Annotated in this window: 19 protein-coding genes, 1 tRNA gene and 1 pseudogene; 14 read left to right on the top strand and 7 right to left on the bottom strand. The window is 58.6% G+C overall.

Annotated features, from left to right (window positions below):
• Position 1 precedes the first annotated feature (1 nt).
• The 5 genes from NJU76_RS12480 to NJU76_RS12500 all read right to left on the bottom strand — a co-directional run bounded on the left by NJU76_RS12480 (position 2) and on the right by NJU76_RS12500 (position 4,956).
• Positions 2–1,663 carry an NADH-quinone oxidoreductase subunit D gene (locus tag NJU76_RS12480; RefSeq protein ID WP_254529022.1) on the bottom strand — a complete coding sequence of 554 codons (1,662 nt, stop codon included), beginning with the start codon at positions 1,661–1,663 and terminating at the stop codon, positions 2–4.
• Positions 1,660–2,367: an NADH-quinone oxidoreductase subunit B gene (locus NJU76_RS12485; RefSeq protein ID WP_254529030.1), complete on the bottom strand. Its 708-nt coding sequence runs from the start codon at positions 2,365–2,367 to the stop codon at positions 1,660–1,662. The genes NJU76_RS12480 and NJU76_RS12485 overlap by 4 nt, the downstream gene beginning before the upstream one ends.
• Positions 2,364–2,768 carry an NADH-quinone oxidoreductase subunit A gene (locus tag NJU76_RS12490; protein ID WP_254529032.1) on the bottom strand — a complete coding sequence of 135 codons (405 nt, stop codon included), beginning with the start codon at positions 2,766–2,768 and terminating at the stop codon, positions 2,364–2,366. Before NJU76_RS12490 ends, NJU76_RS12485 begins: the two co-directional genes overlap by 4 nt.
• 312 nt (positions 2,769–3,080) lie before the next feature.
• Positions 3,081–3,716, bottom strand: a complete 636-nt coding sequence (locus tag NJU76_RS12495) for an AIR carboxylase family protein (RefSeq protein ID WP_254529034.1) — start codon at positions 3,714–3,716, stop codon at positions 3,081–3,083.
• A 25-nt stretch (positions 3,717–3,741) separates the two neighbouring features.
• Entirely contained in the window at positions 3,742–4,956 is a 1,215-nt protein-coding gene (locus tag NJU76_RS12500) for a 5-(carboxyamino)imidazole ribonucleotide synthase (RefSeq protein WP_254529036.1), read from the bottom strand.
• 142 nt (positions 4,957–5,098) lie between these two features.
• On the opposite strand from NJU76_RS12500, the gene ribH reads away from it, so the two are divergent.
• The 7 genes from ribH to NJU76_RS12540 all read left to right on the top strand — a co-directional run bounded on the left by ribH (position 5,099) and on the right by NJU76_RS12540 (position 11,275).
• Entirely contained in the window at positions 5,099–5,536 is a 438-nt protein-coding gene (ribH, locus tag NJU76_RS12505; RefSeq protein WP_254529038.1) for a 6,7-dimethyl-8-ribityllumazine synthase, read from the top strand.
• Complete coding sequence (locus NJU76_RS12510) at positions 5,533–6,678, top strand: pyridoxal phosphate-dependent aminotransferase (protein ID WP_254529040.1); 1,146 nt, start codon at positions 5,533–5,535, stop codon at positions 6,676–6,678. The genes ribH and NJU76_RS12510 overlap by 4 nt, the downstream gene beginning before the upstream one ends.
• Positions 6,679–7,547: 869 nt before the next feature.
• Positions 7,548–7,650, top strand: a tRNA-Gln gene (locus NJU76_RS12520).
• A 444-nt stretch (positions 7,651–8,094) separates the two neighbouring features.
• Positions 8,095–9,093: an IS110 family RNA-guided transposase gene (locus tag NJU76_RS12525; RefSeq protein ID WP_254529042.1), complete on the top strand. Its 999-nt coding sequence runs from the start codon at positions 8,095–8,097 to the stop codon at positions 9,091–9,093.
• Positions 9,094–9,473: 380 nt separating this feature from the next.
• Positions 9,474–10,166: a helix-turn-helix domain-containing protein gene (locus NJU76_RS12530; RefSeq protein ID WP_254529044.1), complete on the top strand. Its 693-nt coding sequence runs from the start codon at positions 9,474–9,476 to the stop codon at positions 10,164–10,166.
• 237 nt (positions 10,167–10,403) lie between these two features.
• Complete coding sequence (locus NJU76_RS12535; protein ID WP_254529046.1) at positions 10,404–10,724, top strand: HalOD1 output domain-containing protein; 321 nt, start codon at positions 10,404–10,406, stop codon at positions 10,722–10,724.
• Between the two features lie 227 nt (positions 10,725–10,951).
• Positions 10,952–11,275, top strand: coding sequence for a DsrE family protein (locus NJU76_RS12540; RefSeq protein ID WP_254529048.1), 324 nt, complete (start codon positions 10,952–10,954; stop codon positions 11,273–11,275).
• 34 nt (positions 11,276–11,309) lie between these two features.
• On the opposite strand, the gene NJU76_RS12545 is transcribed toward NJU76_RS12540, so the two are convergent.
• On the bottom strand, positions 11,310–12,044 hold the full coding sequence (locus tag NJU76_RS12545) for a helix-turn-helix domain-containing protein (RefSeq protein ID WP_254529050.1): 735 nt from the start codon (positions 12,042–12,044) through the stop codon (positions 11,310–11,312).
• A gap of 212 nt (positions 12,045–12,256) precedes the next feature.
• Between NJU76_RS12545 and NJU76_RS12550 the strand changes: the two are divergent.
• The 3 genes and pseudogenes from NJU76_RS12550 to NJU76_RS12560 form a co-directional block, all read left to right on the top strand.
• A pseudogene (locus NJU76_RS12550) lies at positions 12,257–12,526 on the top strand (MBL fold metallo-hydrolase); the annotation flags it as partial.
• A 3-nt stretch (positions 12,527–12,529) separates the two neighbouring features.
• The gene (locus tag NJU76_RS12555) at positions 12,530–13,822 is read left to right on the top strand and encodes an MFS transporter (RefSeq protein ID WP_254529054.1); all 1,293 of its coding nucleotides are present in this window, start codon (positions 12,530–12,532) and stop codon (positions 13,820–13,822) included.
• Between the two features lie 520 nt (positions 13,823–14,342).
• Positions 14,343–15,842 carry a glycoside hydrolase family 55 protein gene (locus NJU76_RS12560; protein WP_254529056.1) on the top strand — a complete coding sequence of 500 codons (1,500 nt, stop codon included), beginning with the start codon at positions 14,343–14,345 and terminating at the stop codon, positions 15,840–15,842.
• Positions 15,843–16,094: 252 nt separating this feature from the next.
• Here NJU76_RS12560 and NJU76_RS26560 read toward each other — a convergent pair whose 3' ends face one another.
• A complete protein-coding gene (locus NJU76_RS26560; RefSeq protein ID WP_256566012.1) occupies positions 16,095–16,226 on the bottom strand; it encodes a hypothetical protein in 132 nt (43 codons plus the stop codon).
• Between the two features lie 734 nt (positions 16,227–16,960).
• Between NJU76_RS26560 and NJU76_RS12565 the strand changes: the two genes are divergently transcribed.
• The 4 genes from NJU76_RS12565 (at position 16,961) to NJU76_RS12580 (ending at position 23,166) form a co-directional block, all read left to right on the top strand.
• Positions 16,961–18,646, top strand: coding sequence for an alkaline phosphatase family protein (locus NJU76_RS12565; RefSeq protein WP_254529063.1), 1,686 nt, complete (start codon positions 16,961–16,963; stop codon positions 18,644–18,646).
• 96 nt (positions 18,647–18,742) lie between these two features.
• A complete protein-coding gene (locus tag NJU76_RS12570) occupies positions 18,743–19,405 on the top strand; it encodes a helix-turn-helix domain-containing protein (protein ID WP_254529065.1) in 663 nt (220 codons plus the stop codon).
• A 274-nt stretch (positions 19,406–19,679) separates the two neighbouring features.
• Entirely contained in the window at positions 19,680–21,329 is a 1,650-nt protein-coding gene (locus NJU76_RS12575; RefSeq protein WP_254529067.1) for a right-handed parallel beta-helix repeat-containing protein, read from the top strand.
• 190 nt (positions 21,330–21,519) lie between these two features.
• A complete protein-coding gene (locus NJU76_RS12580) occupies positions 21,520–23,166 on the top strand; it encodes a flippase (protein ID WP_254529069.1) in 1,647 nt (548 codons plus the stop codon).
• Positions 23,167–23,274 lie beyond the last annotated feature (108 nt).

Consider the following 23,274-nt stretch of genomic DNA (forward strand, 5'->3'; position numbering starts at 1 on the left):
ACTAGCGGTCCACCTCCCCGAGGACGATATCCAGGCTTCCCAGCGACGCGATCAGATCGGGGACGTATTCCCCTTCGGACATCTCGGGCAGCGCGGAGAGGTTGTGGAAACACGGGCTGCGGATCTTGAACCGTCCCGGCTTGTCCGTCCCGTCAGACCGGATGTAGATCCCGAGTTCGCCCTTCGCAGCCTCGACGCTGCGGTAGGTCTCCGTATCTGCGTCCGGCTTCAGCGTGCGCGGCACGTTGCTCTGGACCGTCCGTTCGTCTTCGGGCCAGTCTTCGATGAGGTCGAGACACTGTTCGATGATCTTCGCCGATTCCTCGACTTCGCGCATCCGGACGAGAACGCGGCTGTAGTTGTCACAGCCGTCTTCCGTGACGACGTCCCACTCGAGGTTCTCGTAATAGCCGTAGGGATCGTCCCGACGGAGATCGTACTCGATGCCCGAGCCTCGGGCGACCGGGCCGGTACAGCCGTACTGTTTCGCAACCTCGGGCTCTAGGATACCGGTTCCGTGGGTTCGGATCTGGAAGATCTCGTTGCTGGTCAGCAGGTCGTGGTATTCGTCGACCTTCGCTGGAAGGCCGTCGAGGAAGTCCCGTGTCTTTTCGATGAACTCCTCACGGGGCTCTGGCAGATCCCACGCGACGCCGCCGAGTCGGAAGTAGTTGAACATGAGCCGTTGGCCGGTCAAGTCCTCGAGGATGTCCTGGATGACCTCGCGATCGCGCATGCCGTACTGGAAGATGGCGGTGAAGTCGCCGTAGACGTCCAGCGCGAACGTGGCCAGCGCGAGCATGTGGGAGGCGATCCGACAGAGTTCGGCCCCCATCGTTCGGATGACCTGGGCGTAGTCGGGGACCTCGATGTCGGCGAGATCCTCCACCGCACGTGCGTAGGCCCACTCGTTCAACAGGCCGGCAGAGACGTAGTCCCAACGGTCCGGATAGGGCATGATCTGGTGTCGGTAGGTCCCCTGCTGGCACATCTGCTCCTCACAGCGGTGGAGATAGCCGATGTCGGGGTCGACGTCGACCACCGTTTCGCCGTCGAGTACCGTCTCGATGTGGAGCACGCCGTGGGTCGCCGGATGATGCGGGCCGATGTTCAGAAACATCGTGTCCGACTCGTCGTCGTGGTGGTCCGGCTGGATCGGATTCGCGTGTTCAGTGAGGGTGACGATCTGCGGTTTATCCTGGTCGTATCCCAGGGAAAGCGGGTGCCCTTGCCACGTTTCGGGAAGGAGGATTCGGCGCGGATCCGGATGACCCTCGTAGTCGATGCCGACGAGGTCGAAGGCCTCGCGCTCGTGCCAGTCTGCAGTTCGGAAGACCGGTTCGGCGGTCTCGCTGACCGGGTCGTCGGTCGTCGTCGGGACAACGACCGAGACCTCCTGGGTCGGATCGGCGTATTTTTTGAGGTGGTAGATCGACTCGTATCGGTCCGGATACTCCTGGGCCGTCAGACAGGACAGATGATCGAACCCGGCCTCGTCGTGGAGGTCGGCGAGAACGTCCTGTACGTCGTCCGGTCGGATTACGAACCCGGGGGCGTTCAGGTGATCGTCGCGCGCGAGCGCACGATCCCCGAGGAGCGCCTCGAGATCGCCCTCAGTGACGTCTATCGGTGGCTGTTGTACTCGCTCGAGTCCCGTGCTCATGGCGAATCAGCCCAGTTGTAGCGCATAACAAGGTCTTCTTCGTCGATGTCGTCTGCGAGCTTCTGGACGAGTTCGTCTTTCGGCAGATCGCCGAACGTCTCGAGTTCGTACGGCTTCACGACGACCGGGGTCGACTCGCCGTTTCGGATCCGCTCTTGAAGTTTCATGATGCCGTAGACGAGCGCCTCAGGTCGCGGCGGACAGCCGGGGACGTGAATGTCGATGGGAATGATCTCTTCGGCTCCCTTGACGACGTTGTATCCCTCCTGGAATGGACCGCCGGAGATGGTACACGACCCCATGCCGACGACGAACTTGGGCTCGGGCATCTGGTCGTAGACTCGCTTCATCCGCGGGCCGAATTTCGAGACGATCGTTCCTGGCACGATCATCACGTCGGCCTGACGGGGCGAGGCTCGGGGAACGCCGGCCCCGAAACGGTCGAGATCGTGCTTGATCGCGTACGTGTGCATCATCTCGATGCTGCAACACGCGATCCCGAACTGCAACATGAACATCGAGTTGCCCCGGACCCAGTTCATGAACGCGTCGAACTTCGTGAGGATGAACGGGGTGGAGCCGAAGGCTTCCCGAAGCTTGGAGTTGAATCGGTCGTCGAGTCCTTCTCCGATTCGCGAGTCCCGGGTGTCCGTTGACGGTGCGGTACTGCCGTGGATCGATTGGCGAGGTTGGTCGCTACTCATGATCTTTCAGTCTCCAGTTGGCGGGGTGTCCGCGCCCATTGCACCGCGCCGTTGCGCCACGCCCACGCGAGGCCGACGAGCAGGATGGCGACGAACAACAACATCGGCCCGAGTGCGCGGATAAGCGGGATGTCCGCAGCGAGCGCATCCCGATACACGACCGCCCACGGGAACAATAGGACGGTCTCGATATCGAAAATGACGAACAGTAGCGCAACCATGTAGTACTGGATGTTAAACCGGATGCGCGTGCCGCCGGTCGGAATTTCGCCACTCTCATAGGTGGAACGTTTGCTCATTTCGGGCACGGTGGGCCGCAGGAGATACGATACCGCCATCATACTGAGCGGTATCAACATCCCGACGAGCGCCAGCGCCCCGATGGCGATCCAATCATTCATCTCGGTAACGTTCGAGGCTTCAAACCGCACACACATAAGGGTTGATTCTTCGTTTTTCGGCAAATCACGGGCCCTGCGGCGACTTCAGCGGTGACAAAATCCGATGAGTATTCACCTTACACGATGAATCGTTGTGCGGCGGACAATCGGATCGGTAATTCGGTATTACTGCCGGCCACAGGGCCGCAGCCGACGGATCCTCTGCAACGGACTGGCCGCCCATGTCGGGAACCCGTCGTCGCCGTACGGGAGAAAAACGATAGTACCGTTCGTCGAAGGGAGCTCCAAATCCCTCGAAATATCCCGAGTGGGTCAGTCTCGATCCCGGAACGATGGCGTACCGCGATCGTGTAACTCTTGAGAAACCGTTCCGACGCCCTCTCGGAGTTCGTCGTGGTACTCGACCAGTCGGTCGCGAACCGTGTCGTGTTGCCGGGCGAGAATCTGAGCGGCCGAGAGCGCCGCGTTGAACGACTTGCCGGCATCGACTGCGACGAGCGGCGCGCCCGTCGGCATCCCGATGACGCTGTTGACGGATTTCTCCTGGACTGGAACGCCGACGACCGGCAGTGGGTACGCGATCGACGCGGTCATGTTCGGCAGATCGGCGGACTTGCCGCCCGCTCCGGCGATGAGCACCTCGAGGCCCCGATCCTCGGCGGTTTCGGCGTAAGCAGTCATTAAGTCGGGCGTTCGGTGAGCGGAGGTCACGTAGGTCTCGAACGTGAACTGCTCATCCGGTGGATTCCGGTAGTCGGTTTGCTCGGCGAACCCGAGTTCGTCTACGAAGGCGTCGTACGCACCCCGGCGCGTACCGCCGGTCATCATCGTCTCGAGATCGGAGTCGCTTCCCATCACGATACCCACATCGGGTGTTTCATCGTCCGGACGGTTCAGGGTCGCTTCGCCGCGCAGTCGGTCGATCAAGTCGGAGACGCTGTCGGACATGGCCGTATTTCGTCGGCCCGTCTCTTTAATTCGTTCTGAACGTGACGCGCTCGGTGAGGTCCCGTGCGGTCTCGAGCAGGTCGTCGACAGACGCGTCCTCGTCGCGCCTCGCGAGCGTCACGTGTCCCATCTTCCGACGGGGGCGGGCCTGACGTTTGCCGTACCAGTGGAGACTCGTGCCTGGTGTCTCGAGAATTCGGTCGACGTTTCCGAGCCGTGCAGGCTGGGCTTCGTCTACGTCGCTGAGCAGATTCGCCATGACCGTTGGCGAACGGAGGTCGGTCGACCCGAGCGGCCAGCCGAGGACGGCCCGGACGTGTTGGTCGAACTGTGAACTCTGTGCGCCCTCGATCGTCCAGTGCCCCGAATTGTGCGGCCGCGGTGCGATTTCGTTGAGCAGAATCTCCCCTTCCCCTCGCGGGCGCTGCCCGCTCGCGTCGTCCGAGGCGCGTGGCGCCTCGCGCGTTTCGAACAATTCGATCCCGTAGACGCCGCGGCCGTCCATCACCTCGAGCACGTCGCGTGCGACCGCGTTGGCGCGCTCGGTGACTGCCGCGGACGAGCGGGCGGGAACGATCGTTTCCCGGAGGATCTCCGCTTCGTGGACGTTCTCGCCGAGCGGGAACGTCGCGACCTCGTCGTCGCCCTTGACTGCGATTACCGACACTTCGCGCTCGAAGTCGACGAACGACTCGACCATTGCGGGGCCGGCGACGGAGTCGAGAGCGTCCGCGGCGTCGGCTTTCGAGTCGACCGGGACGTTCCCGCGTCCGTCGTAGCCGCCGGTCCGGGCCTTGAGCATCACCGGCGCGCCGTAGTCGTCGATCGCGTCGCGAACGTCTGTAGCGTCTGTGACCTCGCGAAACGGTGGGACTGGAACGCCGGCGTCCCGCAATCGCCGTTTCTGGACGAGCTTGTCGTGGATCGTCTGCAGCGTCGATGGCTTCGGGTGAACGGGGGTTCCGGTCTCCTTGCTAATCTGCTCTAACACGTCCTGATCCGCCAGTTCGATTTCGAACGTGAGGACGTCGGCGCGTCCGGCGAGGTCGCGAATTCCCGCTTCGTCGTCGAATTCGGCGACGATCTGGTCGCGAGCGACCAGCGCAGCGGGACAGTCCGGGGTCGGATCGAGGACGACAACTTCGACGCCGAGCGGTGCAGCCGCTTCGGCGAGCATTCGTCCGAGTTGTCCCCCGCCGACTACCCCGACCGTCGGTCCCGGCGTCCGTAGCGTCGTCATTGCGCGCTTGTTGACGGCGACCGCGCTTAAGAATTCTCAAACAGACCGCTGAACGGCTGCCGGACGGTGCGCTCGTCCGGCCGCACCCGCGCGGTCACCGGAGAACGGTACCTCTTTTACCCGCCCACTCCACCGCTCGCCTATGACCACGCTCGGACTGGTGGTCGCGGAGTTCAACCGACCGATCACCGAGCAGATGGAACGCGAGGCACTCGAGGCGGCCACCGCCGCCGGCGCCGAGGTGTACGAGACAGTTCATGTCCCAGGGGTCTACGACGCGCCGCTGGCAGCCGACCGACTCGCTCGCCTCGACGACGTCGACGCCGTCGCGGTCGTCGGCACTGTCATCACCGGTGATACGGACCACGACCAGGTGATCACCGACGCCGCCGCACAGCGACTTTCCGACGTGAGTCTCGAACGAGACACGCCCGTGACACTCGGTGTAACGGGTCCCGGCATGTCTGCCGCGGAAGCGCGCGAACGCGTCGAGAACGCGGCGAAAGCCGTCGACGGCGCGCTCGACCTCGTTGCCGAACTTCCAGACTCCAGTCTCGATACCGACTCCGATTCACAATGACGATGGAATTCACCGACCGCGTTAGCCGAGTTGAACCGTCCGCAACCCTCGCAATCTCTGCACTCGCCACCGAACTCGAGGCAGAGGGTGCCGACGTCGTCGACCTGAGCGTCGGCGAACCCGACTTCCCCACGCCCGAGAATATCGTCCAGGCAGGCAAGGACGCGATGGACGCCGGTCATACGGGGTATACGACCTCCGCCGGTATCCGCCAGTTGCGCGAGGCGATCGCCGATAAACTGGCCGACGACGGCCTCGATCACGGCCCAGAGAACGTCATCGTCACGCCCGGCGCGAAGCAGGCGCTGTACGAAATCGTGCAGGCACTCATCCAGGACGGCGACGAGGTCGTCCTCCTCGACCCCGCCTGGGTCTCCTACGAAGCGATGGTCAAAATGGCCGGCGGCGACCTCTCCAGGGTCGATCTCTCACCCTCCGATTTCCAGCTCGAGCCCGCGCTCGACGAGCTCGCGGCCGCCGTTTCCGACGAGACAGAACTGCTGATCGTCAACTCGCCGTCGAACCCGACGGGCGCAGTCTACTCCGACGCTGCACTCGAGGGCGTCCGCGATCTGGCCGTCGAACACGACGTCACCGTCATCTCGGACGAGATCTACAAGGAGATCACCTACGGCGTCGAACCGACGAGTCTCGGCACGCTCGAGGGGATGGCCGATCGCACCGTCACCGTCAACGGCTTTTCGAAGGCCTACTCGATGACCGGCTGGCGACTCGGCTACTTCGCCGGGCCCCAAGCGCTGGTCGACCAGGCGGGCAAACTCCACAGCCACTCCGTCTCATCGGCCGTCAACTTCGTCCAGCACGCCGGCCTCGAGGCGCTCGAGACGGAGACGGCGGTCACGGAAATGGTCGATGCGTTCGAACAGCGCCGCGACCTCGTCGTCGAGGTGCTCTCAGACCACAGCGTCGACGTCGCCGTCCCCGAGGGCGCGTTCTACATGATGCTTCCCGTAGACGACGACGATCAGGCGTGGTGCGAGGGGGCGATCGAGGACGCCCACGTCGCGACCGTCCCCGGCAGCGCGTTCGGAACGCCGGGATACGCTCGCATTTCGTATGCAGCGAGCGAAGAACGGCTCGAGGAAGGCCTCGAGCGTCTCGCTGACGAAGGATATCTGTAATTGTTGTCGTCGGGTTTCGACCCACTCGCAGCCAGTGGCGGCTATCCAACTGCCGGCGCGTTGGTTCCTGTGCGGTCGACCTGGAATCGCTATCGTGAATGCAGCCCGCCTCGAGTTTATAACGGAATGTGAGACCAACCCGGTCATGGACTGCCCGACGTGTGCCAACGAGGAATGCGACAGGATCAGACGAACGTTCACGGCGAGCCGCTTTCGAATCGGACCTGTAGCGGCTGCGGTGCCGATTTCTACAGTATTAAAGCGAGAGTGCCTCGGGACGTGACCCGTGGTGCTACACTGCCCAGACTGTGTCGAGGCGGCTGACGGGTAACTTCCCAACAATCCATCGACGAAGGGCAAGCGAGTGACGGTCGATTGCCGGTCCTGTAGGAGGTCGGTCTCGAAGTCCACCCGGCACGACTCACGGGCAAGAACGTGGGTTTTTCTGCGTCCTCGAGTGTTACAGCGAGTGGTTTTCCGAGAACGTCGTCGGTCCGAATCACCCTCAGTGAGAAGGCACGTCGATCGAATACGGGCGAACCTGGCGGCGTATCAGACGGCAGACCCTCGAGCGGGTTCGGTACGAGTGCCAACACTGTGAGAGAGGGAGAGTGGGACTCGATCGCAATCCCGATTGCACTATTTACGGCCGTTCGCTCGTTCGAGAACCCGGAGGACGCACAGACAATGGCCAACGTAATTTCCCTCTGTCGGAGCTATTACCGCCGTACAGAAGATGACAGGATAGTGTATTACGCGCCACCGAAAAGTAACACTATTGTGTGCCGGTTTCGTACCCGAGAAATGCGTCCCGTGATAGCGAGCAGTTCTACAACTGCGAGGAATACGGGACGGCACATAGCGTGAGAAGTCCCGTGGTGTAGTGGCCAATCATCTGAGCCTTTGGACGTGCCCGGTTCAGTCCGTCACGGAAGTGAGCTCAGGACGGCGGTTCGAATCCGCCCGGGACTATACCCAAAACGGTACGAATCCTCCACTTACCGGCAATATATTCCTGTGATCTGCGTCGTTTTTGAACCGAGGACGTCGTTACGTTCGGCGCTCTCCACGCCCCTGTTGCCGCATCGACAATCTCTCCCGTAGCTTTGCTCCCATCGGCTTCGCCCTTCTCGAACTCTGCGTCACCCTGTCGGCTCTATTGAGATTCTCACCACCTGTCAAAACACGCCTGCTGACTCGATGGAAATTCTGCTATCCCATAAGAGCGTGACACAAGTATGGGACGCAAGAGACCGAGCTGTATTCCGTGCCCGAGAGCACGTGCTGCTGACTGGTCCGAGTGCGTAGGAAGCCGAGTCATGGGCGTCACAGCCCGACTGCCGCTCCTGGCGGCAGTCGGGAAAGCCCGTATAGGTGAATCTCTGTTTCACGCACCGCCGTCCCGAGGTGAACCCAATGTTCATCGGAATCGACGTACACAAACGGTACTCACAAATCGCAGTATTGGACGAAAACGGTGAGATTGTCGAAGAGGTTCGCGTCGAAAACGCGAACCTCGACGACTTTGCCCAGCAGTACGCTGGGTCAAAAGCCGCGCTTGAAGCGACTAGCAATTACTACCACATCTATGATACTCTTTCAGAGTATCTGGATGTGATCGTTGCTAATCCAGGCAAACTAAAGTTAATCTCCGACTCGGACAAGAAAACTGATCGCGTCGACGCAAAACAACTCGCTCGGATGGTTAGGTTAGGCTCGATTCCTGAAAGCTATGTTCCTACCGACGAGGTTCGGCAAGCCCGCGCACTTGTGCGCGGGCGCCAGAAGCTTGTCGAGAACCGGACCGAGTACGCGAACAAGATCCATGGCTTGTTGAGTGACCACGGGATCGCTCAGGAGGTAAAACCGCTGAGTGTGGAGGGACGAGAGTTCCTCGCGGAACTCTCGCTCCCGGCACCATGGGATGCGTTGCTGGAATCGTATCTAGAGCTTATTCAGACACTCACTGAGCAGATTGAGTCGTTGGAAGCAGAGATCGAGGAGCGGGCTGGGTCTCTGAAGGAGACCCAGCTCCTGATGACGATTCCTGGTGTGAGTTACTTTACAGCGTTGACGATTTACGCGGAGTTGGGAGAGGTCGCCCGGTTTGACCGGGCCAAGGAGGTCGTAAGTTACGTCGGGTTGAACCCGATAATCCGCGAGTCTGGCGACTCGCGGTTTGAGGGAAGCATCTCGAAGCGAGGATCAGGACGAGTCCGGTGGCTGCTCGTCCAAGCGTCGTACACGGCAGTTCATACATGCGAAGACGAGTACCTCGGCCGGTTTTTCAACCGGTTAGCTCGAAAGAAGAACTCGAAAACAGCGATTGTAGCAACCGCCCGGAAACTGCTGGTTTCAATGTATCATATGCTGGACCGTGAGGAGGTGTACGATCCACCAGGGGTGAGTGCCTGAGCGCCGCCGGGGCGGCGCTCATTGGCCGGTCGGTGGCATCGTGAGTGATAACTCTCGCAACCAAGAAGTCTCCCGCCTGATGGCTGTTACAGTAGCCATCGGTTCGCCGGTTGTCGATTCTATGCTCGAAGACTGCAGCAAGTCCTGATCGCCCGAAGAATTATCTTAGCAAACGTGGCTTGTTTAATCAGCAGAATTTCCATAGGTGAATACAACCTCCGGATTCAGCGCAGTCCTCTCTCCAGCAGTTCAGTCGCTAAGTACGATTTTGACCCTTACGACAGGGTATTCACATATGCCATCTCCGGGAAGGAATACAGGGTGCCGGAACAGACGGTTGCATTATTTTACAGTGGTGCCCGCCCAATACTAAGGTTAGAATGACTACTTTAGCAGAATTCATAGTCCCTGCAGAAGAGTTCGTCCTCGCCGAGACACTGACTATCGCCCCGGATATGGAAATCGAGATTAAGCGCGTCGCTGGCGGAGAATCAACGGTCACCCCGTATTTTTGGGCTACAGGGGGTGATTTCAACCGCTTTGAGGAGGCTCTACGAGAGGACGATATGGTTCTCGAGGTGCTCACACTAGAAGAACATGAAGAACTGGCCCAAGAAGATCAAGTGGATGAACGGTTCTACCGCGTGACATGGAAGATGGAAGTACCGAATCTCGTAGCTGCCGTATCAGAGGCAAAAGCGACAGTCTTAGAGGCAATTAGCGAAGATACAAATCAGTGGGAGGTCAAGATACTCTTTCCCAGCGAAGAAGCTCTCTCCGAGTTTCATGACTACTACATCGAGCACGATTTCGACATCCAACCCAGACGAGTGTATCGACCGGGAAATCCTGAGGAGCAGGCCGAATACGAGGTGAGTGAGAAACAACAGGACGCCCTGGAAGCGGCATATCACGCCGGGTACTTCGCCGTTCCTCGTGAGTACACGCTGACAGAGATTGCGGAGCAACTGAATATTTCTCGGAATGCCCTGTCTGCCCGTCTTCGCCGTGGCCAGCGGAATCTTCTCGCCAATACTATCATGCATAGAGATCGATATGCAGATCGAGAATAATTCAATTAGAATTATTTTGGTTATAAAAGGTGGTCGTACGAACACAGACAATTTGTAGCGACCTACTTCGTAGGAACGTTCGAGGTGATTATGGTACTATGATTGGTGCTGAGTGTCGATCAACCAGTACCAGCCGGCTGAAGAGGACGGCGGACTACATCTGGACGAAAAGTCAGAGCGGTCTTAGAAGGGCAGTACCGAATCAGCAAATTCGATGGCACTATGGAACGAAGTCCGATGACTGGAGATAACAAAACTGTACCTGTGAGTAATCGTGTAGTGGAGGCAGTTGCAACAGAAATAGAGAAAGAACCGACCGAACTTGAACCGTTATACCACTCTATCGATCCGGAAATCCTTAACAAGGCGTTCCCAGTCACCACAGAAGCCGCTAGTAACCCGGTTCGACAGTTCACATTCTCCTATGAAGATCGCGTAGTAAACGTATCTCACGACGGTTCAGTCGAAGTCTTCCCAAACGGTGGAACAATTCCAGATCTCTCTCCAACTGACTCAACGAGTTCTTCCAGAGAGGGGAGTCCCGAAGCCCCTGATTAGATCGAGGGACAGCAATATCACGTTCGCCATTTTGACAATCTGTTTATACGATCTACTGTAAGTCATTGCCGGTGCAACGGCAGGTCGGTCGCGGTTGCACCGATACATCGTTACAGCAGACCGTGTCAGTCCAGAACTGAAGCAACCCTCCACCATAATTAGGAATTGGGTCCGTCTATTGGAGAAACATCACCGAGACTCAAGTCAACACCTACCGAAGCTTCTGTATGAACCTCGGAATCATCCTGGAGACCAACGACCCTGAGCGCGTCTGGAACGCATTCCGTCTCGCAAATACAGCGCTCGAAGCGGATCACACGGTCGAGATTTTCCTCCTTGGGGACGGTGTCGAAGGACCGGACCTCGAGCACGAGAAATTCAATCCGCACGGTGTGATGCTCAAATACATCCAGAACGGGGGCGAACTCTCCGCCTGTGGGACGTGTCTCGATTCCCGTGACCTCGAAGCGGATGATCTTCGCCCTCGTGCGACGATGGAGGACTATCTCCGAATCGTCGAAGATGCTGAGAAGGTGCTTACTATCGGGTAGCCAAACGCTCACTCCCCGGCGAATTGCCGGCGGACTAGTCGACAGCCTGTTCGGTCTGTCGTGTCTTTTCGACTTCTAATGGGTCTGCCGTCGTTGTTGTGGTCACCAGTCGCAAGAACTGTCCTGCGTTCGTGAGGAGTTTGTTCTCCGCCTTCCGGAGGTGTTCTTCGTACGTCGAGCGAGCGACAGCGGTCTGCTCGGCCAACTCTCGCAGCGATGTCTTCCGGGGCTGTTCGTAGTACCCACTTTCCAGTGCCAGTCGAAGTGCTGCCATCTGTCGCTCAGTCACGTCCTCGAACAACTGATCGACCGGGGCGAGCATACTGTGGGGAATCTGCTGTTCCGTGATCGCCGTTTTCGAGAGCACCTCGATATCGCGATCAGCCTCCAGATCCTGCATGAGTGCGCGGACGTCACTCTCGTCGAACGCGATCACCGAGTAGTGCTCCCAACCCTGACGATGAATCGTCGGCGGCTGATACAGGCAGTTGTACTCCTCGAACCGGTCGATGATAGCATCTTCCAGCGAACAGAGACAGGACTGCGTGACGACGTGGAGACCGGATTCATCGACCGACTTGTGGAGAATCGTTCCCAGGTGGTCGATCTCGTCGAGGAGTTCGTCAGCCGGCGATCCTGGTGAGGTAATTTCGATTACCTGGCAGTCGCTCAGATACCACTCACGGATTGTGAGATCCGGATAGTGTTCCGAAATTTCTCGATACGGACACTCGTGTTTGACCCGGAAGGTGGCCTCGTATAGACTCATAGAACCATATTTGGCCTGAACCGGATTAACGGTACCGGTCATGTCTGGCAGCACCTATATCCCTGTACTCTTCATATAGATGAACACTGATGTCGGAGAGGAGTCCCGATGAACTCGGTGACCGATTCCAGAGTGTCGAGGACGAATTGCTCGTCCTCAATATTCGCCACGAGAAAGAGTACGACGACTGGCACGTCTCTGGCAGCGTCAAACTGGACCGACCGGACGACGCGCTCGTCCTGCCAGCCCACGATCCAGGTTCCCTCGAACCGCCAGTAACTGTGACGCTCGTTGACGTCAAAGAGCGGAACGAGGGCCTCGGGCGTGACCGCGAGAAATTCGTCCACGAAGTCGCGTCGGATATCCCGAATCATCCGCCGAATTTCGAACGCATCAAACGGACGAACGTCAGGCAGGAATCAGTTCCTGCCGACGAGCCGGCCGAACTGGAACTGGGCCCAAACAACTGCGTAGCTGCTTAATTCATGCGTACGGAAACTGGACTCGAACAGGGAATCCGCGAACATCTCGGACAGTTCTCGCTACACGTCCTGCTGGTCTTCGCAACGGGCCTGACTATCGGGTCCGAACGTGCTGTCGTTCCCGTCTTGGGCCGCGACGTGCTCGGTGTCGAGTCGCTGTTCGTCATCGGGTCGTTCGTTATTTCGTTCGGATTCGTCAAGGCGCTGCTCAATCTCTACGCCGGCAAGTGGGGCAGTGAGTATGGGCGCAAGCCGGTGCTCGTCCTCGGGTGGGCAACCGCACTACCGCTCCCGATCATCCTCATCTTCGCGCCGAGCTGGGGCTGGATCACCGTCGGGAACATCCTACTGGGCATCAACCAGGCGTTGACCTGGAGTATGGCGATCAACGCCAAGATCGACATTGCAGGTCCCGAACAGCGAGGACTGGCTGTCGGTATCGACGAGGCGTTCGGGTACAGTGGCGTCGCTGCCGGCGCCTGGATCACGGGCGTCATCGCTGCCCGGACGAGCCTTCGACCCGAGCCGTTCTACTTCCTCGCTGTCGTGGTCGTGCTGGCGTTCCTCATCTCGATCTTTCTGATTACGGAGACGGTCCAACTCGCGGAGGTAGAGGTCGATGACGACGACCACCAAGACGCGAATCTCCCGTTCGTCGAGGTCCTGAAACGGGCGACCTACGGCGACAAGACGCTGTTCGCCGCGGCCCAAGCGGGTCACATCGAGAAGTTCGTCGATACGTTGTTCTGGCTCGCTGTCCCGCTGTATCTCACGAATCAGGGACTCGGGATCGCAGCGGTCGGATTCGTCATCGGCGTTCATAGCGCGATGTACTTCCTTCAGATTGCGACCGGTGGACTTGCGGACCAAATCGGTCGCCGCCCCCCTGTCGTCGCTGGGATGTTCCTCACCGGCGCGGGCGTCCTCGGGATGGTACTCGTCGAGGGGTATCTCCCGTGGGCCATTCTCGCCGGCGTATCTGGCCTTGGAATGGCGTTGCTCTACCCGAACCTGATGACAGTCCCGGGCGATGCCGCCCACCCGACGTGGCGTGCGACCGGGATGGGCGTCTACCGGATGTGGCGCGACGCCGGTTACGGAGTCGGCGCAATCCTGGTCGGTCTCTCGATGGAGTTCGTCAACCTCGAATCCGCGTTCGTCGTGACCGCTGTATTGATGTTCGTCTCGGGGACGGTCGTCTATCTGTGGATGGAAGAGACTCACCCCGAGTTCGGTACGCACGAACCGCCAGCACCCGCTACTGACACCTCAGATCGAGCAGTCTCCGGTGATTAAGACCGTCGTCCTCCGATCAACGTGGGGCTTGCTCACAGACTCTCTGGGGTCGTCGCCGAGGTTCGTAATTCGCCCGGGACTACTATCCTGCAGACCGAATCCATGTTCACATTACTGGCGGCCGGGCGCAGCTCCACCGCGACAGCTAGTCGCCACTGCCACTCTGTAGGCCGTTGTGGTCCGGAACGAACGATCGTAGCAGTCGGGAGTACCCTTTTATAGCCAGATGGACCGCTCTTCCAGTCGACGGTCCACCCGAGGAAACTGCCGTCTCGAGTGGGAAGCGCTTCAGAATCCGACGAAGGAACCCGTTACGAGGAATTAGATTCACAATCTTTTTGGTGATAAAGGGACGCAATTTTCGCATGAAACGTTCGGGGCTCCGGCGACGGGCAGTTCTCGTCGCGATATCGGGTAGCGGCGTTTCGCTTACAGGGTGTTCGTACGACAGTTCGGATGAGCCGGCCGCACACTCTGGATACGGTACGGCGTACGGTCGCGGGTACGAAACCGACTAGCTATGGCTGACCAGACACCCCGACTTGGACTGGGGACGTACGAATGGGGCGACGACTGGGATCACACCGACACGGTCGAGGCTGTCGACGAACACGCGATCGTGCACGGGCCGATCGCCGAGCGGCCGGCGACGGGCGAATACGACGACGAGCTGTACCACGCGATCGATCAGGGAATCACCTGGCGCTGGGACGCCTCGAGCGAAGACTGGACCTATTTCAGCGGTCAGGGGTGTTCCACCCAACCAGTCCCGGGAACGAGCTACTTCGAAGCGGTGCAGTTCGTCCACGGGCGAACCGAGCAAACACCGGTGTGGAACGTCGAGGCCCACGGAATCGAGGGTGACGGGACGACCGAAGTCGGAGACGCCGTTCACGACCTTCTCAAGACGGTCGATCAGGCCGGTGGTGGGATCGTGTATTTCCCGCCCGGCAGGTATTTGCTCGAACGGACGCCGCTGGTGGGTGACGATACAATTCTGATGGGTGCGGGTCGATCGACGGTCTTCGATGGACCGCGTTCCGCCGGTGACGAAGGCCGGGCACTGTTTTCCAATACGGGGTACAATGCGACAGAATACGAGGGCGCATCGAACTGGGGAATCTGCAACGTCCGAATAGATGCGCCGAATGCAACCGGGATCATGCCTGCACACGCGAAAAACGTTCGGTTGGAACGTATCTATGGCGATCGAATCTATTACCATCACGTCGACATCGTCTCGTGCAAAAACGTCGTCGTGAACGGGTTCTGGGCCACTCGCGGCGGAGAGGGCGACTCGGACGCACCGGTGCAGTTCGACAGTCAACAGTCCGGGACAGATTGGAATAGCGTGTGGAACGGCAGTCGCGATGCTCTCGTGGAAGACGACGGTACCCCCACCAGAAATTGCACACTTACGAACTTCGAAATCGATCCGGTGAACGGTCCTGAGTACGGCGTCCACCTCCACCGAGGAAGGAACGAATCGATCACGATCGAAAACGGATTCATCTCCGGATGCCGGTATTCGGCCATCAGGGCAGACCCCGATGAGGAAGTCGAGGATCTGACGGTTGACGGCGTCTCGTGCATCGAAAACGCGAGGGGAATCACGCTCGGCCAGATGAAGCGAGGCAGGCGAGAGTTGACGATCAACAACGTAACGATCAGAACCGACGATGACGAGGTGGCTGCCGGTTCGGGGTTGTATGCGAGCGGGTTCGCCTGCGCTGCGGTCGCGAACGTCTCCGTGGACGGAGCATTTACGAACTCGATAATTTTCGATGATATGAGGGACCTGAAGCTGAGCAACATCACGGCGACGGGAGCGGATCACCAGGCATTTCGGTTCCGGGAGAACGTCGATGCGACCCTCACAACCGCCCGTGCAGCGGACTGTGGCACAACCGGCATCTACTCCGGGCCCGGCAGTAGTGTCGCCTACGGTGGCGTCACGTTCGACGATGTGGGGACACCTGTAGAAGTCGACGGCGAGATTCGGGAGTGGAACTCGTCCTGAGATGCGTCCGCGCCTCCAGCGGTGATTCCGAATCAACGTGCACTCAGACTCCGGGAATACAGTAGTCGTTGAAACGATTCACTCACCGCTTGCAGTGAGGCGCCCAGCGAAGACTCGCTAACCGCGAATTTGCGATCGGGGCGTGCACCGGCTTTCAACGACTACTATAGAGTTCTCCGATTGCGAACCCGACAGGGTTACCACGCAAGACTCTCGATTGAAACGGCCGCTCGAGTCACGAGCGACCGTTCGTCAGTCTTGTGCCGTTTTCGCATCGGCGGCCGCTTCTCCGTTGGCAGTGACGTCGGAGCCATGGGCGTGGAACGAACCGAGACAGAGGTAGAGCCCCCGTTCATAGATATCGGGCTCTTTCTGGATGCCCACGTGTAATCCGATCTTTGCATTCGCCCAATAAGCGCTGTGTGGCCCTCGAAAACCCGTTTCAGGGGTCGTGGATCGACCTCGATCTTGACGTAGCCGTCGTAGTCGCTGACGTGGGGGTTCGACATGTACCGATAGCCGCCGCCATTCAGCGATAGTTCGAGGTAGACATCATCGACAGCGGAGACGAGAACCGGCGTATCGGTCGCGTAGCCGATACGTTCGCGTTCGGCTTCCTAAGTTTTTCGTACGCGTGGGGGCGTACGCCTGCAGTTTCGACACGGGAGGGAACGGGGTCGACCCCGTATTCGAACGACCGCGACACTAGTTCCTCTTCGATACGCGCTGGGATAGGGCAGCCTCGCTAACCGCGGTGACTATCTGGTATACCCTCGATGACCGGAGTCGTAACACACGCCGGTGTCCAGTCGCTATCGATAGCGTTGCAGTCGTCGATCACGTCTGTCTCCACTACTACTGACCGAGTGGCTCCTCGAATGCGGATCCCCCTAAACTACCGAATCGATATCTCCGCACTTTCGTTTTCCAATCCGAGCTCCCAACGCTGGCAGTGTGGCGGTATTCAGGCCTCAGTAACGGATTTAATGCACAGATAATGAAGTATTCTTTCTCTCTTTCTTGGGTTAGATACGTGGAGCAACGAACGATACCGCTGCTGCGATCTATAGGCAGCGGTCGAACGGGGATACTAGCTGTAAACGAATACCAATGAAACGATGACTCGGACGTTTCGCCGTGAAGAAGCTGCATCGACTGGAAGTAACACGAGCGAATCGAGCGAGCTGGATACGCTTCTCATCGGGATCGATGCGGGGTGTTTGCCGGTCTTCGAGCGATTGTTCGACGCTGGTCGGATTCCGACCATCGAACGAATCTGTTCTGAGGGGGTAGCAGCGCCGCTCGAGTCACAGATTCCACCGTGGACACCGAGCGCCTGGCCGTCGATTTACACCGGGGTCAACCCCGGGAAACACGGCGTAGTCGGCTTCGTGGGCTACGACGGGTACGACTGGCACGTCACGAGCAACGACGACGTCCGCGAACATCCCATCTGGACGCTGTTGAACCATCACGACCGCTCGAGTGTCGTCGTCAACGCGCCGGTCACGCACCCGCCCGACGAGTTCGACGGGGCGATGTTACCTGGATTCCTCGGCCCCGAGGATCCGACGTGTCACCCCGACGGACTGTTGGACGACGTTCGTGAGGCGATCGGCGAGTATCGCATCTACCCGAAATATACCCGGGACGACGACTCGCTGCCTGACGACGAAAAGATCGAGGAGTACCAAAACCTGGTTCGGATGCGGGGCGAGGCGTTTCGCTATCTCGTCGATCGGTACGAGCCTGATTTCGGATTCGTTCAGTTCCAGAAAACGGATACGGTCTTCCACGAGTTCGAGGGAAAGGAAGACTACGTCGATCGCGTCTACGAAGCGACGGATGCACAGATCGAGTCAATCCTCGAATCGTGCGACCCGAACCGTGTCTTCCTCGTGAGCGACCACGGGATGGGTCCCTACGAGGGCTACGAATTCCGGATCAACGAGTTCCTCCGCGACGAGGGGTATCTCGAGACGACGACCGGCGGTAAGGGAATGCCGTCGTGGACGCCGATGCGCAGACGTCTCAGGGAAGGTGAAGAGGTCGAGACGTGGGAACCTGGACGGTTCGCACGGGCCCTCTCCGTCGCCGCTCGATTCGGCGTCACCGCGAGTCGAATCAGGACTGCCCTCGAGCGGGTGGGTATGGCCGACCTCGCGACGGCGCACGCCCCGGGAGGCGTCACTCGGACGGCGAACGAACAGGTCGACTTCGCTGCATCGGAGGCCTACGTTCGCGCGCGGACTGAACTCGGCGTCCGCATCAACCTCGAGGGGCGGGATCCGGACGGTGTCGTCAGGCAGGACGCGTACGAACAACTCCGCGAAGATCTCATTCGCCGGCTCCAGGCCGTCGAAACGCCGGACGGTGAACCGTTTTTCGAGACCGTCGCGCCGCACGAGCAGTACTTTCACGGCGACGAAATCGATCAGACGGTCGATATCGTTACGATCCCGGCCGATTTCGAGCACGTGATCTCTGAGCAGCTAGTCGACGGCGATTACTTCGGCCCGGCGGAGCCCTGGAACCACAAACTCGACGGCGTCTTCGTGGCGATGGGCGACGGAATCGACGAGAGCGCACCGCTCGAACGAGCACATCTCTTCGACGTTGCACCGACGGTCATGGCAGCGATGGGAGTCCCGTACAGTGACCGGATGGACGGAGGTATCGTTCCAGTTGTCGATCCGGTCGAGTCGACCACGTATCCGGCGTACGACGACCACGATGAGGAGCGACGCCCGGAAACGAACGAGACGGTAACCGATCGGTTGGCCGATCTGGGGTACATGAATTGAGCGGACGAATTTGCCGGACTGTTCGGGTTAGTACAACCGTCTCTTATTCGCTCTATAAGTATAGAATCCCGATGATGCAGTACGATATCGACACTGATGGGATTTATCGCAGAAATCCACCTCGTTCACGATGAACTGCCGTTGGCGGCGACGATAGAACGTCAGTCTAGCGTGACGCTTAGATACGAGTACGAGATGACGACAGACGACCGGCGTATCCAGTTTGTTTCCGCCTTCGACGACGAGTACGGTGCCCTGGAGGAGACGCTAGCGTCCGATCCGACCGTGTCGGAACTGGACTGCATCGCCACGTTCGAGAATCGGGCGATCTATCGTATCGTTGTCGACACCGATCTACAGATCGTTCCGGCTCAATGTGCCGAGTATGGGTTGTTCGTGTTCACGGTAACGAGCGCCAACGGTGGCTGGGTTATCAGGGCACACCTTCCGGGCCGCGACGCGTTGACTGCGTTCCGGAAGTGGTGTCGCGACCGCGAGATTTCGTTCCGCGTGAATCAGTTGTACGATTCCTCGGTGTCGGACGATCGAGCCTACTTTTTGACCGAACGCCAACACGAAATACTCACGGTCGCGTACTACGCCGGGTACTTCGAGGTTCCGCGAGACGTGACACAAGACGCTCTCGCCGAGCGACTCGATATCTCGGACTCAGCGGTTTCCCAGCGGCTTCGGCGCGCCATATCGGAACTGATCACCGCGACACTCGAGAATAATTGTACGCCGGCCGAATACAGCTGATACCGGTCGTCGTGCTCGATTCGTTTCTCGTGACGGTCACCCCACTGTCAACCAGTCGGTCGCCGTCGCCGCACCAGCACGAATCGTGGCCCTTCTCGCTGACGGTGCGGGGTCGGGTCGTTCACTCGCCGACTTCCCTTTACCGATCAGAATCGATTCACTTTCATAAATCAATTCTGTCATGATTGCTGCTCTCCACTCCCAAACTTAAAAGCTTGCTATCCGAAGACAAAGTTACTGGACCCATTCATTATTCATACTAAAATGACCATCAATGTCGGAACGAAGCGGCACGCAGCGCTCAAACGAAGACAGTTCTGGCCATTCTAAGGCGACGGATAGGGGTGGCGGTCGGATAAATTCAAAAGAATTGACATCACAATCACAGTCGAGACGAACGGTCTTGAAGGGGACCGCAGCCGCGTGTGCTGCCGGGGTCGGATTGACGTCGACCGCCAGTGCGTCGTCGAACTCGTACGAACAATACTACGATGATTATCGAACAGTCGTAGACGTAACAGACGCCGGAGCGGACAACAGTGGCAACGAATCGATCACGCCGGTTCTCGAGGAACTTCGAGAAGACGACACGCTGCTCGTGTTTCCAGAAGGGCGATACTATATGGACGAGCAGTTTCGATTTACCGGGTTCGATAACTTCGGCCTCGTCGGACAGGACGCGACGCTCGTCCCGGCAACCTATTGGAACTTCGAAGGGCCGCAGTATCGATTGTTCCGTCTCGGACTCTCGTATAAGCCCGGAAATCACATCCGTTTCGAAGGATTCGATATCGATCAGACCGCTCCCGATACCGGTATCAGAACAATCGAAGCGTTCGCGGCTGACCGACTCGAGGTGCGCGACATAACGATCTACGGCCAACACGACAGCGGTACCTGGGGACCAGGGCGGTTCAACATTACCGAAGCCGACGGCAAAGGTATCGTCGATCAGTTCTGGGCACCGGACGGCGGTGAATGGATCAACGATACACCGACCGCGGGTGATCGCTGGCGCGGTCCAACCGGTATCGTGGCGAACATGAACAAGGGAACGCTCCAGTTCAAACACTGCTGGCTCGGCGCGTTTCCGGACAACGGCCTCTATGCGAAGAACAGCAACGGCACGATCATCGTTCACGGTGGCCTTTACCGGAACAGCAACGGTGCGAACGTCCGAGTCGGTGGCCAAAACAGCCAAATTCGGTGGCCGACCGTCGAAGTCGATTCGATGCGGCCAGAGGATCGATCACAGCGCGGCATCCGAATCGAGAACGGTAACGGCGTCAAGGTCTACGGTGCGGCCGTCACGATCACTGCTCCGGAACCGACCAGCCACGCGATTTCGCTGATGAACACCTGTCAAAGCGCGCGGATCGAAAACACTCAAATCGACATCCAGGGTTCAGACGTCAACCACGGGATCGTCCTGTCTCCGGGATGCGGGGAAACGGCCCTCGTCGACACGACGATATCTCACGAAACAGCGGGCGGCTTCCCGCTCTGGATCATGGATACTGATCGGACCGATCGGGTAATAGGCGAATATCTGACAATTACGGGGGAAGCAGGCGACGCCAGCGGATTCCGTGATGCGATTCGCTGCGAACGGGACAACTGTCGCTTCAACGAAATCCAGGTCGAACAGAGCGGCCGGAACGGCGCGAACCGGAACGCCATCGTCAATTCGGGACGCGATCTGACCGTCTACAAGAGCGATTTGCAGGCCGATCGGTATCCATACATCGACACCGGTTCCAACACACTCGTTCTCGGTTCGACACTGGCATCATCGGGAGGAAACGAGGCCGTTTGCCTCTACTCGTCCTCGGAGAATCCGACCTTCAAGCAGAACCGGCTCGTCAACGGAATCCAGGATTACGGTGCGAGTTCTGTTACGGCCTGGTCGAACGACTACAACTAGTAGTCCTCCCAATAATTCGTGAACACCATTCTGATCCGACCGCCTAAATTATTTGCTGCCGGTTGTTTAACTCCCGTATAATAACCCCCCGTCGTCGCTACCCGATCAGTATAGTGAGTCCGTTGGATGGTGAGCATATGTCGGCAACGGAAGCTGGCAACTGGCTGGCCGAGCGTTTCAGGGTAAAACTATGAACAGGAGTCTCGCAAGCGGCGTCTTTTCCGTCGTTAGTTCGAAAATAGTCGTCCTCGTCATAACTGCTCTCTCAACGCCGTTATTGTACCGATTTCTCGGTGCGGCCGCGTTCGGCGAATACGCATTTTTGCTCTCCGTCTTCGCGATATACATGATCTTCATCAGTTCCGGGATTACCGACGGCGTACGGAAATTCCTGGCCGAAGACCGTGGGGTGGCCAACTGGAGCGAATACGTCGTGGGGTTTTACTTCCGATTGGCGGTTCTTCTCTCCGTTATCGGTGCTCTCTTACTGGTCGTCGCGACCTGGACTGGACTCGTCTCCAATGCGTTCGGAGCCGATCTGTCCGTCTATTTTTACGTCCTCGCTGCGCTCGTCATTTCCGCTCAATTTCGTGACTACGCTCGAAAGACGCTCATGGGCTTTGGTCTCGAGCGGTATTCGGAGCCGCTGAAGATTCTCGACAAAGTCGGTTTCGTCGTGATCGCGATTCCACTGGTCTACGTCGGAGTCGGGGTAATGGGGGCCCTCGCGGGTCATCTGATCGCGAGTTTACTCGTCTCTCTGGTCGGACTTACACTCATTCATCGACAGGTTTCGTTGTCGTGCGTATTCTCCAGTCCGCCGGAGCGATTTCCTCGAAGACAGATGCTCACGTTCAATTCGATGAGCATTGCGCTGATTTTCCTGATGATGTCGCTCTATCACATCGACATCATGATGCTCCACCGATTTCGAGAAAGCTCGGCGGTCGGAAACTACAAGGCCGCGCTCACGCTCGCCGAATTCCTCTGGTTCGTTCCGATGGCGATTCAGACCGTGTTCGTCCACTCGACGTCGGAACTGTGGTCTCAGAACCGGCTGCGCGAGATTTCCGAGCTGGCGTCACGGACGACGCGCTATACGTTTCTGATAACGGCCGTCATGGCCGTCGGACTCGCTGCGCTTGCCGACGTTGCCGTGCCGATGTACTTCGGCCCCGAAGCCATCCCGGCGATCATGCCACTTCTATTATTACTCCCAGGTGCGCTCGGCTTTGCGCTCGCACGACCGATCCTGGCGGTTTCACAAGGAGAGGGGACGCTCCGATACCCTGTCGTGGCTACTGGCGGAGCGGCAGTGATCAATTTCGCGCTCAACGTCATCCTCATACCTCCGTTCGGAATGGAGGGTGCAGCCATTGCAACCAGCATCGGCTACGGCTCGATGTTCTTGTTCCATTGCTGGAGTGCTCGTCACGTCGGTTTCGACCCGCTCGCGGACGCTCGCCTCACTCGATCCGTGATTACTACAGTACTCGCGGCCGTTCCGATTGTCGCCCTTTCTGCGGCTATTTCGGATCGGTGGATTGCTATCGCGGTCGTTCCACCAACCGGATTAGTAATCTTCGTTGCGTTTGCGTTGCTCGTCGGTGCGCTGGATCTGGCCGAGCCCTTCGAGGTTCTGTCAAAGTTCCCAGATCCGATCGGAACGAAGGCTGATACGATCTATGAGTGGCTCATCGGCAGCGACCGTAGTAACGAGCCGGGGTCGACTCGAAACTGGCTACAGCATCTGCTGTTTGTCGCTGGCCTGTCGCTCTTGCTTTCTGGACTCGCTTTCGGTATTCTGGATCCGGGTATACAAACTGTTACTCCGTGACCGAGTCTCTTTTTTGTGTGCCGATGTCTGTTCACGAAATTTGAAATATTCCGTTTTCAGTCAGTTCGTGACGATACAGTCGGGTCACTTACTGGAACCAGGAGAATC

Origin of the sequence: Natrinema gelatinilyticum, from assembly GCF_024266705.1 — an archaeon.
Lineage (GTDB): Archaea > Halobacteriota > Halobacteria > Halobacteriales > Natrialbaceae > Natrinema > Natrinema gelatinilyticum.